The organism is Solimonas variicoloris DSM 15731, assembly GCF_000382285.1.
GTDB classification, from domain to species: Bacteria; Pseudomonadota; Gammaproteobacteria; order Nevskiales; family Nevskiaceae; genus Solimonas; species Solimonas variicoloris.
The window spans coordinates 25,713-39,853 of the sequence record NZ_KB907938.1 but is presented as its reverse complement, the minus strand read 5'-3'; the positions used below and the strand labels follow the sequence as shown (position 1 = coordinate 39,853).

At 70.2% G+C, this 14,141-nt stretch carries 12 protein-coding genes; 9 read left to right on the top strand and 3 right to left on the bottom strand.

Going from position 1 to position 14,141, the window contains the following annotated elements:
- The first annotated feature begins 60 nt into the window (after positions 1-60).
- From H149_RS0114405 to H149_RS0114390, 4 genes are all read left to right on the top strand, one after another.
- A complete protein-coding gene (locus H149_RS0114405; protein ID WP_020650471.1) occupies positions 61-801 on the top strand; it encodes a DUF6588 family protein in 741 nt (246 codons plus the stop codon).
- Between the two features lie 15 nt (positions 802-816).
- Positions 817-1,248, top strand: coding sequence for a tellurite resistance TerB family protein (locus H149_RS0114400; RefSeq protein WP_020650470.1), 432 nt, complete (start codon positions 817-819; stop codon positions 1,246-1,248).
- Positions 1,249-1,346: 98 nt separating this feature from the next.
- Positions 1,347-1,994: a DUF1134 domain-containing protein gene (locus tag H149_RS0114395; protein WP_020650469.1), complete on the top strand. Its 648-nt coding sequence runs from the start codon at positions 1,347-1,349 to the stop codon at positions 1,992-1,994.
- Between the two features lie 126 nt (positions 1,995-2,120).
- Complete coding sequence (locus H149_RS0114390) at positions 2,121-2,474, top strand: DMT family protein (RefSeq protein ID WP_020650468.1); 354 nt, start codon at positions 2,121-2,123, stop codon at positions 2,472-2,474.
- 388 nt (positions 2,475-2,862) lie between these two features.
- Here H149_RS0114390 and H149_RS0114385 read toward each other — a convergent pair whose 3' ends face one another.
- The gene (locus tag H149_RS0114385; protein WP_020650467.1) at positions 2,863-3,633 is read right to left on the bottom strand and encodes a methyltransferase family protein; all 771 of its coding nucleotides are present in this window, start codon (positions 3,631-3,633) and stop codon (positions 2,863-2,865) included.
- Between the two features lie 73 nt (positions 3,634-3,706).
- Between H149_RS0114385 and H149_RS0114380 the strand changes: the two genes are divergently transcribed.
- The 3 genes from H149_RS0114380 (at position 3,707) to H149_RS21125 (ending at position 9,102) form a co-directional block, all read left to right on the top strand.
- Positions 3,707-5,206, top strand: coding sequence for an amidase (locus H149_RS0114380; protein ID WP_020650466.1), 1,500 nt, complete (start codon positions 3,707-3,709; stop codon positions 5,204-5,206).
- 76 nt (positions 5,207-5,282) lie between these two features.
- A complete protein-coding gene (glnE, locus tag H149_RS0114375) occupies positions 5,283-8,087 on the top strand; it encodes a bifunctional [glutamate--ammonia ligase]-adenylyl-L-tyrosine phosphorylase/[glutamate--ammonia-ligase] adenylyltransferase (RefSeq protein WP_020650465.1) in 2,805 nt (934 codons plus the stop codon).
- 13 nt (positions 8,088-8,100) lie between these two features.
- Positions 8,101-9,102, top strand: coding sequence for a glycosyltransferase family 2 protein (locus H149_RS21125; protein ID WP_020650464.1), 1,002 nt, complete (start codon positions 8,101-8,103; stop codon positions 9,100-9,102).
- 15 nt (positions 9,103-9,117) lie between these two features.
- Here H149_RS21125 and H149_RS21120 read toward each other — a convergent pair whose 3' ends face one another.
- Together H149_RS21120 and H149_RS23315 are read right to left on the bottom strand one after the other, a co-directional pair.
- Positions 9,118-10,341, bottom strand: coding sequence for a glycosyltransferase (locus H149_RS21120; protein WP_083930994.1), 1,224 nt, complete (start codon positions 10,339-10,341; stop codon positions 9,118-9,120).
- 163 nt (positions 10,342-10,504) lie between these two features.
- Positions 10,505-11,272: a glycosyltransferase family 25 protein gene (locus H149_RS23315; RefSeq protein WP_020650462.1), complete on the bottom strand. Its 768-nt coding sequence runs from the start codon at positions 11,270-11,272 to the stop codon at positions 10,505-10,507.
- Between the two features lie 81 nt (positions 11,273-11,353).
- On the opposite strand from H149_RS23315, the gene H149_RS23310 reads away from it, so the two are divergent.
- Positions 11,354-12,316 (top strand): glycosyltransferase family 2 protein, encoded by a 963-nt coding sequence (locus H149_RS23310; protein WP_020650461.1) that lies wholly within the window; start codon positions 11,354-11,356, stop codon positions 12,314-12,316.
- A gap of 570 nt (positions 12,317-12,886) precedes the next feature.
- On the top strand, positions 12,887-14,080 hold the full coding sequence (locus H149_RS0114350) for a glycosyltransferase (protein WP_020650460.1): 1,194 nt from the start codon (positions 12,887-12,889) through the stop codon (positions 14,078-14,080).
- Positions 14,081-14,141 lie beyond the last annotated feature (61 nt).

Genomic DNA, 14,141 nt, shown 5'->3' with positions numbered 1-14,141 from the left:
GCGCTGCTGCTATGCTCGGCGCGCGCCGGTACCACCTGAGAGATCCAAGGGAGTTCCATCATGCGCCGCCTCATCGCCGTTCTCGCTCTGTCGTCCGCCGCGCCGCTGGCCTGGGCCGACGATTTCCGCATCGACTGCACGCCGGCCGCCGGCATGAGCTGCGCCGAGGCGTTCCGCGACGTCGCCAAGGACGTCACCGCGCTCGTCAATTACAAGATTCTCGGTCCGGCCGAACCGGCCGGCCTGCTCGGCTTCAGCGTCGCCGCGATCGGCAGCTACGCGCCGGTCAAGAACGAGGACGCCTGGCGCACGCTGACCAGCCGCGACATCAGCGAAATCGGCATGGCCGGCGGCGTTGTCACCGCGGGCCTGCCGCTCGGCTTCGACGTCGGCTTCTTCTATACCGGCATTCCGAGCTCCGGCGGCGCCGCGGCCTATGGCGCGCAGGTGCGCTACGCGGTGCTCGACGGCGGCGTGGCGATGCCGGCACTGGCGATCGGCGCCAACTACACCTCGACCAACAACATCGACGATTTCGACTACAGCGCCTGGGGCGTCGATGCGGTGCTGTCGAAGGGCTTCGCGTTCCTGACCCCGTACGTCGGCGGCGGCTATGTGTCGTCGCGCACCAAGGCGGCCGACGGCGTCAAGCAGACCTACGACCTGCGTGACGAAAGCGTCGACGCCGGCCGCTTCTTCGCCGGCGTTCGCATCGCCATGTTCTTCTTCGACCTCACGCCGGAGTACGAACGCTTCGGCCGCAACGATGTCTATAACCTGCGACTCGGTCTGTCGTTCTGATCTCTTGCCCTGACGATGAGCCTGCTGCACAAGCTGACCGCGGCGTTCTCGCCGCCGCCGAAAACCGTTCCCGACCGCAGCCTGGCGATGGCGGTGCTGCTGCTGGAGACGGCGCGTGCCGACTTCGAGCGCGGCCCGGAGGAACTGGCGTTGATCCGCGCGCAGCTCGCCGACGGCCTCGGCCTCGACGCCGCGCACACCGACGCGCTGATCGAGCGCGCGCTCGACAGCGCCGGCACCGCGGTTTCGCTGCACGAGTTCGTCAGCACGCTCAATGCCGAGCTCGACGCCGACGGCAAGCGCCAGCTGCTGGGCTGGCTGTGGCGCGTCGCGCTCGCCGACGGCCGCATCGAGCCGCGCGAGGAAGCGCTGATCCGCCAGCTCGCCGACCTGCTGTTCGTGCCGCACGCCGATTTCGTGCGCGCGCGCATCGCCGCCGGCGGCTGACGGTGCGGGATCGCACGGCGCCGGCGGCGAGTTCAGTCACGATTAAGAGCCCCCGTGGCCTAGTGCACACTATTGGCCCTCATCAGGAGCAGCAGACCATGAACATCACGCGCAAGCCGTGGCTCGCCGGCATTGCTTGCGGCCTCGCGCTCGCCGCCGGCCTGTTGTCGGCGCAGGCGGCGATCGGCCAGGACGCGCAGCCCGGCGACATCCAGGCACCGCAGCCCGCCGAGGGCGCGCCGCCGGCGCAGTCGTCCGAGTCGCAGACCTACAGCGCCGACGAGGTCACGCAGGCGGCGTCGAAGTTCTTCGGCTCGACCAGCGAGGGTCTCGCCAAGGCGATCGAGCGCACGTTCTCCGACTACGGCCGCCCGAACGCCTATATCTACGGCAACGAAGGCGGCGGCGCCGCGATCGTCGGTCTGCGCTACGGCAAGGGCACGCTGCAGTTCAAAGGCGGCGACAGCCAGAAGGTCTACTGGCAGGGACCGTCGATCGGCTGGGACTTCGGCGGCAATGCCTCCAAGGTCTTCACGCTGGTCTACAACCTGCGCTCGTCGAGCCAGCTGTTCCAGCGCTTTCCGGCCGTCGACGGCAGCCTCTATGTGGTCGCCGGCGTCGGCGTCAATTACCAGAAGAGCGGCGACATCGTGCTCGCGCCGATTCGCACCGGCGTCGGTCTGCGCGCCGGCGCCAGCCTCGGCTACGTGCACTACACGCGCGAGGCGTCGATCCTGCCGCTCTGACGCGAAGCTCGCCACGAAGAAAGGCCGGCGGATTCCCGCCGGCTTTTTTTGTGGCGGACAGTAGCGTGCGTTGCACCGGCGCGGGCCGCCGCCGCAGACTCGCGCGTCGTTTCCGGAAAACCTTCCATGCCGATCAACTATGCCGTGGCCGCGCAGGCGGCCGGACTGCTGGTGCTGTCGAACGTCTTCATGACCATCGCCTGGTACGCGCACCTCAAGGACTTGCGCGACAAGGCCTGGTACGTCGCGGCGCTGATTTCATGGGCCATCGCGCTGTTCGAGTACCTGATCCAGGTGCCGGCCAATCGCATCGGCTACACGACGCTGTCGCTGCCGCAGCTGAAGATCATGCAGGAGGTCATCACGCTGACCGTGTTCGTGCCGTTCGCGGTGCTCTACATGAAGCAGCCGATCAAGCTGGACTACCTCTGGGCAGCGCTCTGCATGTGCGGTGCCGTCTACTTCATCTTCCGCTCCTGAAAACCGGCGGTGGCGGGAGGTCGTCCGCGCCGACTCGTCCTGGCGAACCGCGGCTGCGCCGCTGTCGCGTGACTCGCGGCGCACCTCTGGGCCGCGCTGACGCATGTGCGGTGCCGTCTACTTCATCTTCCGCTCCTGAACGCCGGCGGTGGCGGGAGGTCGTACGCGCCGACTCGTCTTGGCGAACCGCGGCTGCGCCGCCGGCGCGTGACTCGCGGCGCACCTCTGGGCCGCGCTGACACATGTGCGGTGCCGTCTATTTCATCTTCCGCTCCTGAACGCCGGCGGTGACGGGAGGTCGTCCGCGCCGACTCGTCTGGCGAACCGCGGCTGCGCCGCCGGCGCCTGACTCGTGGCGCGCCCCGGGCGGTGCTGGAGCGCGCGCGGCTCAGATCAGGCCGGGAATCAGCCACCAGCTGCGGCGCCGGTAGGCGGCCCAGCCGGGATAGCGCGACAGGCTCGCTTCCTTCATCACCATGTTGGTCGCGAACAGCGTGCTCCAGACGTAGGCGAGCCATAGCCACGGCAGCCAGTGGCCGACCAGCAGTGCGAAGCCGGCGTACAGCATCATCTCGCCGAGATAGTTCGGATGGCGCACGTAGCGGTGCAGGCCGTCGGTGATGAGGCCGCGCCGCAGGCGCAGCGTGTAGTACTTCTGCGCGTCGGCGGCGATCATGATGACGCTGCCGAGCAGGCACAGGCTGATGCAGAGGCAGTACCAGGCGCCGTCCGGCAGCGGATAGCGCGGCTGCGCGGTGCCGGAGATCAGCAGCCAGCCGAAGCTCCAGTACATCGCCAGGCCGAAAGCGCCGGCCGCCGCCGCGCCCCAGGTCACGCGCTTCTGCCAGTTGGGATCGGAGAAGGCGAGATCCTTGATCAGCCAGACCAGTCCGTAGCTGCCGTGCAGCGCGAGGTAGATCCACGCCGCCGTCGAGGTCGCGGCCGGCGTGCGTCCGGCATAGAAGGCCATCAGCGCGCCGAGGAAGAAGAAGGTGCCGGCTTTCTGGGCGTTGATGATCCAGGCGAACTTGAGCACGCGCGGGCCGCCGCCGATGTCGCCCAGCCACCAGTCGTTGAAGCGGCGCAGCGCGCGCGCCCAGGCCGGCGCGGGCGTCGCGGCGACGAAGTCCGTCGCAGGATCGGTCGTCGGGCTCGGCATCGTCGAATCTCCGCTGTGCGCACGGGCGAGCCGCTACTCTATGTCGCAGGACGAACCTTTGGGGAGGAGAACCATGATTTCCGCCGCCGACTACGCGCGCTACGACGGACTCGGTCTGGCCGAGCTCGTGCAGCGCCGCGAGGTGACGCCGCTGGAGCTGCTGGAGACCGCGATCGCCGCCGCCGAGCGCCTGCAGCCGCAGCTCAACGCGGTGGTGATGCCGATGCACGAGATCGCGCGCGCGCGCGCCGCCACGGCGCTGAGCGGACCGTTCGCCGGCCTGCCGTTCCTGGCCAAGGACATCTTCCAGGAATACGCCGGCGTGCCGGCCTCGTACGGCTGCCGCGCGCTGAAGAACGCGCGCCTTGCGCCGGCCGAGCATGCCGAGATCGTCGAGCGCTGGCTGCGCGCCGGCGTCGTCGTGTTCGGCCGCACCAACGTGCCGGAGTTCGGCGCCAAGGGCATCACCGAGTCGCAGGCCTGGGGGCCGTGCCGCAATCCGTGGAATCCGGCGCACACGCCGGGCGGTTCGAGCGGCGGCTCGGCTGCGGCGGTCGCGGCCGGCATCGTGCCGATCGCCGGCGCCAACGACGGCGGCGGCTCGATCCGCATCCCGGCCGGCCACTGCGGCCTGTTCGGCCTCAAGCCGGGCCGCGGCCGCACGCCGCAGGGCCCGCACTTCATGGAGCGCATGCACGGCGCGGTGATCGACCACGTGCTGACGCGCAGCGTGCGCGACAGCGCGGCGATGCTCGACGCCACGCACGGTCCCGAGGTCGGCTCGCTGTTCCACATCGCGCCGCCGGAGCGACCGTATCTCGACGAGGTCGGCCGCGATCCGGGCCGTCTGACGATCGCCTTCTCGACGCGCTCGCCGATCGGCACGGCGGTCGACGCCGAGGCCATGCAGGCGGTGCGCAACACCGCGCGGCTGCTCGAATCGCTCGGCCACCACGTCGAGGAAGCCGAGCCGGAGATCGACGGCATGCAGCTCGGCAAGGACTTCATCACCATGTGGTTCGCGACCTGCGCGGCGACCATGGACGAGGTCAAGCGCCGCACCGGCAGCGGCAACGACGGTTTCGAACTCGATACGCACGCGATGGCGGCATTCGGCCGCGCGACGCGCGCCAACACCTACGTCGAGGGTTATCTGCGCTGGAACGACTACGCGCGCCGCCTCGGCGAATTCCACCAGCGCTACGACCTGTTCCTGACGCCGACGCTGGCGCTGCCACCGGCGCGCGTCGGCGAGATCCGCACGCCGGGCTGGCAGCAGGCGGTACTGCGCGTGCTGATGGCGCTGCATCTCGAAGGCCTGGTGCTGAAGACCCGCATCGTCGAGCAGATGGTGCAGGAGAACCTGAAGTGGGTGCCGTTCACGCAGCTCGCCAACCTCACCGGCACGCCGGCGATGTCGGTGCCGCTGCACTGGACCGCCGACGGCCTGCCGCTCGGCGTGCAGTTCGGCGCCGCGCCCGGCGGCGAAGGCCTGCTGATCCGCCTCGCCGCGCAACTCGAGCAGGCACAACCCTGGGCGCAGCGCCGGCCGCCGGTGCACGCCGCCGCGTGAAGCGCGCCGCCCATTCCCATCGCTGTCCGCCACGCACGGCTGCTGCCGCCGCGAGGCGTGCGCATTCGCCACGACCATGTCCGATTCCGATTTGCTAAACCGCTTCACCGCGCGCGCGCCGGCGCTCGCGATCGACGCGCCGCGCGTGTTCGCGGCCAGCCGCTTCGTGCGCGAGACCTGCGCGCGCCTGCTCGACGACGGCGAGTCGTTCGCCGCCTGGACCGCGCCGCATGCGCCCGGCACCTACGCCGACGCGCTCGCCGCGCTGGCGAGGCTGGACGAAGACGCCGCGCTGATGCGCGCCCTGCGCCGTTACCGTCGCGCCGAGATGGCGCGCATCGCCTTTCGCGACATCGCCGGTCTGGCGCCGCTCGACGAGACGCTGGCCGATCTTTCGGGCCTCGCCGAGGCCTGCATCGAGGCCGCGCTCGGCGCCAGCGAGCGGCGCCTGCAGGCACGCCACGGCGTGCCGCGCGACGCGCAGGGCGAGCCGATTCGCCCGACCGTGCTCGGCATGGGCAAGCTCGGCGGCCGCGAGCTGAACTTTTCGTCGGACGTCGACCTGATCTTCTGCCATCGCGCCGCCGGCGAGACCGACGGCGCGCGCGCGCTGAGCAGTGACGAGTATTTCGCCAAGCTCGCGCAGGATGTGCAGAAGCTGCTGGCCGCGGTCACCGAGGACGGCTTCGTGTTCCGCGTCGACCTGATGCTGCGGCCGTTCGGCTCGGCCGGCGCGCTGTCGGCGTCGTTCGCCGCGCTGGAAGAGTATTACCAGGTGCACGGCCGCGAGTGGGAGCGCTATGCGTTGATCAAGGCGCGGCCGGTCGCCGGCGACATCGAGGCCGGGCGCGGCCTGCTGCAGGCACTGCGGCCGTTCGTCTACCGCCGCTATCTCGACTACAGCGCGATCGGCAGCCTGCGCGAGCTCAAGCGCCTGATCGCCGACGATGTCGTGCGGCGCGGGCAGGAAGACAACGTCAAGCTCGGCAACGGCGGCATTCGCGAGCTCGAATTCATCGTGCAGTCGTTCCAGCTGGTGCGCGGCGGCGCCGAGGCGGCGCTGCGCGACACGCGCCTGCGGCCGGTGCTGCGCTATCTCGGCGAAGCCGGCCATCTCGACGCGGCAGTCGCCGCCGAGCTCGACGAGGCCTACGTCTTCCTGCGCCGGCTCGAGAACGCGATCCAGATGTACGCCGACCAGCAGACGCACGCGCTGCCGCGGCAGGACGAGGCGCGCGCGGCGCTGTGCGCGGCGCTCGACGTCGCCGACTGGGCGGCGCTCGAAGCGCGGCTCGGCGCAGTGCGCGACATCGTGCAGCAGCAGTTCGGCCGCATCTTCGCCGAGCGCGGCGGCGAGGCCGACGGTCCGGACGCGCGCCTGGTACGCGCGCTGTGGTTCGGGCTCGTCGAGGCGGACGAGGCGCTCGACGCGCTGTCCGGTGCCGGCTTCGGGCGCGAGCCGCAGCGCGTGCTGGAGGCCTTCGACGAACTGCGCGGCGTGCGCTTGGTGCGTGCCATGTCGGAAGGCGCGCAGCAGAAGCTGCTGGTCCTGCTCGGTGCGCTGCTGGCGGCGGCGCGCGAGCAGCCGCAGCCGGAGACGGCGCTGTGCCGCACGCTCGGCGTCGTGCAGGCGCTGGCCGGACGCTCGACCTATATCGCGCTGCTGCACGACAACGCGGTGGCGCGCATCCAGCTCGTGCGCCTGTGTGCCGCCAGTCCGTGGCTGACGGCGTTCATCGCGCAGTCGCCGGTGCTGCTCGACACGCTGCTCGATCCACGCACGCTGTACGCGCCGCCCGACCGCGACGAGTTGCGCCGCGAGCTGGCGCGCCGCACCGCCGAGCTGGCGCCGACCGATACCGAGGCCGGCATGGACCTGCTGCGCCGCTACCAGAAGGAGATGACGCTGCGCATCGCCGCCGCCGACCTCGCCGGGCAGTTGCCGCTGGTGCAGGTCAGCGACCGCCTGACCTGGCTCGCCGAGGCGCTGGTCGACGAGGCGCTGCAGCGCGCCTGGCTGGAGATGCGCGAGCAATACGGCGCGCCGCACCGCGCCGACGGCATGGCGGCCGGCTTTGCGGTGATCGGCTACGGCAAGTTCGGCGGCATCGAGCTCGGCTACGGCTCGGATCTCGATCTCGTCTTCCTGCACGACTGCGACCAGCTCGAGGGCGATACCGTCGGCGGCGCCCGCGCGATCAACAACGGCGTGTTCTACGCGCGCCTCGCGCAGCGCCTGATCAACTGGCTGGCGACGCAGACGCCGGCCGGCCGCGCTTACGAAATCGACATGGAGCTGCGCCCGAACGGCAAATCGGGCCTGCTCGTCACCAGTCTTGCCAGCTTCGCGGCCTATCAGCGCGAGTCGGCGTGGACCTGGGAGCACCAGGCGCTGACGCGCGCGCGCTGTGTCGCCGGCACGGCGGCGATCGCCGACGGCTTCGCCGCCGTGCGCCGCGAAGTGCTGATGCGCACGCGCGACGCCGCCACGCTCTGTCACGACATTGTCGACATGCGCGCGAAGATGCGTGCCAACCTCGACAAATCGGGCAGCGGCCGCTGGGACGTCAAGCAGGGCGAGGGCGGGCTGATCGACATCGAGTTCATCGCCCAGTACCTGGTGCTGCGCGACGCGCATCGCGACGCGGCGATCGTCGAGTGGAGCGACAACTGGCGCCAGCTCGAAGCGCTGGCGCGGGCCGGCAGCCTCGACGACGCCGACCGCGACGCGCTGATCGCCGCCTATCGCAGCCTGCGCGCGTGGACGCATGCGCAGTCGCTGCAGGCGCAGGGCTCGCTGGTCGAGGCCTCGCGCTTCGTGGCGGAGCGTCAGGCCGTCGCCGCGCTGTGGCGCCGCATCCTGGAGACGGCGCCTTCTTGAAAGGAGGCTCGTCGTGGACGGCTTGCGGTTCTCGGTCGCGATCAACCATTACAACTACGGGCGCTTCCTGCCCGAGGCGATCGCCTCGGCGCTGGCGCAGACGCACGCGCCACTCGAGGTCATCGTCGTCGACGATGCCTCGACCGACGGCTCGCCGCACTGGCTCGAGCAGACCTACGGCCACGATCCGCGCGTGCGCCTGATCTTTCAGCATGAGAACGCCGGGCAGTACGCGGCGATGCGCGCCGCGGTCGACGTCGCGCGCGGCGACGTGGTCTGCTTTCTCGACGCCGACGACTACTGGGCGCCCGACCACCTCGAACGGCTGCGGCGGGCCTACGCGCTACCGGCGCGCTACGACGTGGTCTACGCCGATCTCGCCTATTGCGGCCGGCGCAGCGGCTCGTGGAAGGCGCGCTTCGCTTACTGGCTGCCGCAGGGACGCGACCACGATGCGGGGCTGTCGGTGCTGGCGGTCGCCTTCGGACAGCGCTGGATCGGCGTGCCGACGTCCGGCATTTCGATGCGTCGGGCCTGGGCGCGCCACGCGCTCGACATCGCCCCGGAGATCGCCGCCGACTGGCGCATGGGGGCCGACACCGTGCTGGTCTGCAACGCCGCGCTGCGCGCGGCGCGCACGCTGTTCCTCGATCATCCGAGCGTGCACTACCGCTTCCACGGCGACAATGACAGCGTCGAGCGCGAATCGAACTACGCGCGCGGCCTGCGCGAGAACTACCGGCTCCGGCGTCTGATCGCCCATCTGCGCCGCCGCCTGGAGATCGACGCCAGCTGGCTGACGCGGGTCAAGGGTGAGTTCAAGTCGCGACCGCAGCCGACCGCCGCCGAGCGCGATCTCTATCTCGCGCTGCTGCGCCGGGCGCCGCTGGGGCCGCTGAAGAAGCTCGAACACCGGGTCTCGATCTGGCGCCACTGGTGGCGCAGCGTCCGCGCCCGGCCGGCGCCCTCGGCTGCCGCCGTGCGCCTGCCGTCGTCGGCCGCGGCCGGCAGCTGAACGGCGGCAACAGGCCTAATGCGCCGGCAACCGCGCCGGCGCCGCACCGCTGGTGCCGGGTCGCGGCCCGCCGAGGCTGCGGAACAGCGTTTCGTAGGCGGATACCGCGCGCTTCGCCGAGAACGCCGCGGCGCGCTGCTGCAGGCGCGCCTGCACGGCCGCGCGTCCGCTGCCGAGCGCCGCGCCGATCGCGGCGGCCAGCGCGTCCGCATCGTCGACCGGCACCAGATCGCCGTAGCGGCCCTGCTCAAGGATCTCGGCGGGGCCGCTCGGGCAATCGGTGCTGACCACCGGGCAGCCGGCCTGCAGCGCCTCGAGCAGCACATAGGGCAGGCCTTCGTAGCGTGACGACAGCACGAACAGATCGGCGTGACCGAGGTAGTCGTGCAGCGGCTCGACGTGGCCGAGCAGCTGCACGCGCTCGCCGAGCCCCAGCTGCGCGATGCGCGCTTCGAGCGTGCCATGCAGCGGACCTTCGCCGCACAGCAGCAGGCGTGCCGGCGAGACCTCGCGCAGGCGCGCGAAGGCGGCGAGCAAGGTGTCGAAGCCCTTGGCATCGGTCAGCCGGCCGGCGGCCAGGACCACCGGCGTGGCCCGCTCGCGCAGCCACGGGTGCGGCGGGGCGCCGAGCGGCGGCATCGGCGACAGCGGGTTGTAGATCAGGTGCAGGCGCTGGCGCGGCACGCCCCAGTGTTCGACCAGGTCGGCGCCGATCGCGGCGCTGACGGCGACCACCGCGTCGGCGGCCGCGTAGCGCGGCCGCAGCTCGCGCCGGCGGCGCCGCTGGCGCGCCGCGGATTGCAGGCCGGTCGCGTACGTGAGGTGCTCGTGCGCGGTCAGCACCGTGTGCAGGCGCAGGCCCGGCAGGCGGCGCACGTCGCTGGCGATCAGGTTGTAGCGCGGCGAGGCCGAGACCAGCACCGTGTCCGGGTGGTGCAGCGCCCAGCGCCAGGTGTTGAAGATGGCCATGCCGCGCGAGCCGCCGACGGTCTGCACGCGCACCCGCGGATCCAGACGCTCGTCCCACGGCCGGCTGCCGAGCGGGGCGTTGGCGAGGACCCAGACCTCGGCGCCGCGTGCGCGCAGGCCGTTGGCGAGCTCGACGCCCCAGCGCTCGACGCCGCCGAGCCCGGTGCACGGCCGGTGCAGCAGATTGCTGAGCAGCGCCACGCGCAGCGGCGGGGGGATTGTGGCGGGGTCCGGGCTTTCGGCACCGTTGCCGAGGTCGGAGGGGCTCATGGTCTAGATCATTCCGTAACGTGCGATCACGGCGGCCGTCCAGGGCGGCGCGACGCGGCAGGCGAGCGCGTTTCTACACGGCCGTGAAGCGCTGCGCTGCGCAGTGTGTCGCAGCCAGCTGGCTGCACGCTGAAGGCTAGGGTGGCGCGGGCGCGGCGTCTGGTCATTGACCTGACAGCGCGGGCCCGGCGCAGCAGCGTTCGAGACCGCCGCGCCAGCGCGCGTAACGGTCGTGCAGGCGCGCGCGCCACTGTTTCCACGACGGGCGCGGCAGGGAGTAGCCGATCGCCTGGCGCTCGCCTTCGAGCAGGCTGTCGCGGAGATCGAGCGGGTGCGCACAGGCATCGACGAAGCCGAGGTGCAGGCCCAGCTCGCCGGTCCAGTGGCCCCAGCTGTCGGCCGGGCGCAGGTAGCGCTCCTGCGCTTCGACGAGGCGCGCAGCGGCGTCGCGGCGGAGCCAGTAGGCGGTGCTGCGGAACAGATAGCGGGTGAAGCGCCTCGGCACCGCGAACAGCGGCGGTTCCGCCGCGCCGGCCGGTGCCGGCAGGCGGCGCCCGTACAGGAGCTGCTCGCCTTCGAGCCCCTGCTGGCAGCCGAGCACGACGACGTCGAAATGCGGCGCGAAGCCTTGCGTGTCGAGGCGTGCCAGCGCCGCGCCCGGCTGCACGTCGTGCTCGAAGATCAGCGCGGCGTCGGCGCCGGAGGCGAGCAGGCGGCGCCAGGCTTCCAGATGCGAGAGCGCGCAGCCCGTTTCCCCCGGCGTCAGCGGGCGCTGGCGGCGGCGAATGCGCGCGCGGTTGAGCTCGAAGTAGCGGGATGCCGGCATCGGCCGTCCGTCGATGCCGAGCACCGTCGGCGCTTCGCCGAGCTGCTGATGCAGCCGGGTGCAGAGTGGTTCGGCGGCGTGCAGCGAGATCACGAAAACGGGCATGGCGGGCAATGGCGGAGGGGGCTGACGCCGCGACGGTCGCGACGCCGCGCACGCTATCATGGGTGCTTCCGCTCCTCTGGCATGCCGATCACGTTGCGCCACGATTCCGCCGAGTCCGATGCGCCGGTCGAGCGTTTCCCCGAAGCGCTGGTCACCGTCGCGATCATCGCCCGCGACGCCGCCGCCCATCTCGAACCGACGCTGGCGTCGCTGCGCGCGCAGCGCTTCGACGATTTCAATGTCGTGCTGCTCGACGACGGTTCGACGGACGCCACGGCGGCGCTCGCCGAGCGCTGGGCCGCGGACTGGCCGCGGCTGCGGGTGCTCCGTCAGCCGCCGCGCGGCATCCCGGCGAGCCGCAACCGCATTCTCGACGGTGCCCGCTGCCGCTATCTGGCGATCCTCGACGCCGACGACCTCGCGCTGCCGGAGCGCCTCGCCACGCAGGTGGCGTTCCTCGAACGACATCCGGACTGCGCGCTGTGCGCGAGCGGCTACGAAGTGTTCGCCTCGGAATCTCCGGCACAGGTGCTGAACCGGCGCGCCGAGCGGCTCGACCACCGGCGGCTGGCGACGCGGCTGGCGTTCCGCAACCCGGTCCTGCACAGCAGCGTGATGCTGCGCGTCGCGGCCTTGCGGACGCTCGGCCTGCGCTACGACGAGCATTTCGCCTGCGCCGAGGACTACGAACTGCTGGCGCGGACGGCGCTGGCGGCGCGCATCGACATGCTGCCCGAGGTGCTGGTGCGCTACCGGCGCCACCCCGCGCAGTCGATCGCGCGGCTGCCGGACGCCATGCGCGGCCATCATCTGCACGCGATGGCGCGGCTGTGGCGCGACTGCGGCGTCGAGCCGTCGCCCGCCGATCTGGCGGCCCTGGCCTTTCCGAAGCAATCCGCACGCACCGCCGCGCTGCCGCGCCTGCTCGGTCACGTCCGCGATCTGCGCGCCGGTCTGGCCGCGCGCGGCCTGCTCGACGCGCCGGAGCTGCGTCGCTACGCACGGCATCTCGTGCTCGACGCGCTGCGCCCGCACCGGCGCTGAAGCTGGAGCGGCGCCACGGGCGCGTGCGTCGCCTCATCACTCCGATCGACGATGAGTTCGTCGTAGCCCGGGGAAGATCTGAATAAGTTCCTATTCCGTCATTGCGAGGAGCCGGAAGCGACGAAGCCATCCTGCAGCTCCCTGCGCCAGCGACGTATCTGGATTGCCGCGGCTGTTGCGCGGCCTCGCAATGACGGAGTTATTCAGAGGTTGCCTATGCCGAGTCCTGGCCGGCTTTACTCATCTGCGGTCTGTTGATGTGCCGCTCATCGGCTACCTGTTCGATAGGCGCAGCAGCCGCAGCGATGACTGGCGTTCTCGCCGCGGCTCCCTGCAAATTTCGGGACGACCAATTCTGCCACTCCGGTTTCCATTATCCTTATGTAGATATTAGGGAACCTCTGAAAAAGCTCATCCATCGCCGTGGCGAGGCGCCGTAGGCAACGAAGCCATTTAGTGGCGCACGGGGCAGATGACGTCTCTGGATCACCACGGCCGCTGCGCGGCCTCGCAATGACGGAGTTTTTCAGACCTTCCTTAGGGATTCCTAACGAATTGTTTCAGGCTTCTATGGCGATTGGTAACTGTGACCAACCCTTGCATGTCTTGGTTGTTAGCGCACTGTTCGACCGCAAGGCCGAGGGCATCTGCACGGGGCGCCTCGTCCGCGGCATGCTCGACGCGGGTGCCTTCGTCACACTCGTAACGTCCGACCGCGCGGAGCTGGGTTATACGCACCCGAGGCTTGAGGTGCAGGTTTTTCCGGTGCAGCCGCGCGATCCGAAATGGCTCTTCCGTGCCTGGGCTCGACTGACCGACGGCTTGGATTGCAACCTCTACCTTTGGTCACGCCGCGTTGCGGCGGCCCGTTTGCGCAGGCCTGTCGATCTCGTCTATGCCCGTGCCTGGCCGGATAGTAGCCTGATGGCTGGCTACCGTCTCGCGGTGCGGCATGGACTGCCGCTATGGCTGCACTTCAGCGATCCGTTCCCGCCGCCTGCCGATCCGCCGCTGGATCGGCAGCGACAGGCTGACTTCCAGCGGCTTGCCGACCGTGCGCAAGCGTGCACCTTCACCAATGCCAAGACACGCGACTATCAGAGCAAAAGGCTGCGTTTCCCTCATCCCGACTGGGGCGTAATCGTGCCTCATGTTGCTCCCGATCCCATCTTTCTGGCGCCGCGTCCGTTCGCGCACCGCTTCGCCTATATTGGATCGTTTAACAGTAAGCGTGATCCAGCGCTGTTGCTGCGCGCCTTCCAGCGGTACCTTACGCGTCATCCGCAGGCGCGGTTCACCTTCGCTGGACCGCCGAGCCGCAGGCTGGATGCCGCCGTCACCGAACTAGGTTTGACGGAGCATGTCGAGCGCGTTGGTTACTGCCAGGATGTTCTGGCGTTGATGGCGGCTGCTGATGTGCTGCTAGCCATGGATAATCTCAACGAGGAGCCCGTCTATTCGCTGACCAAGACGGTGGAATCGCTGGTGGTTAACCGGCCGTATCTGCTGATTGCGAAGCCAGAAAGCCCGGACTGCGAGCTGCTTGCGCGCTGTGGCGCGACTGCCCGTGCGGTTCCCCCGGATTCCGATGTTTTGCTCGCCGAAGCGATGGAGAGCGCCATGGCCGTTGACGACGCCCCCGAGCGCTATGAGGAGCGTTTCGCCGTCATGCGTGAATACGGAGCGCGGCATCTGGCTGGAGAGTTGTTGAAGCGCATGCGCGACACCGTTGCATTCGGTGCAGCGAAAGGGGCTTCAGCATGAAGCATCGACATTGCCATTGTTTCTCCGACGCTGTCTGCACCCCGGTCGCAGGCTGAGCTGA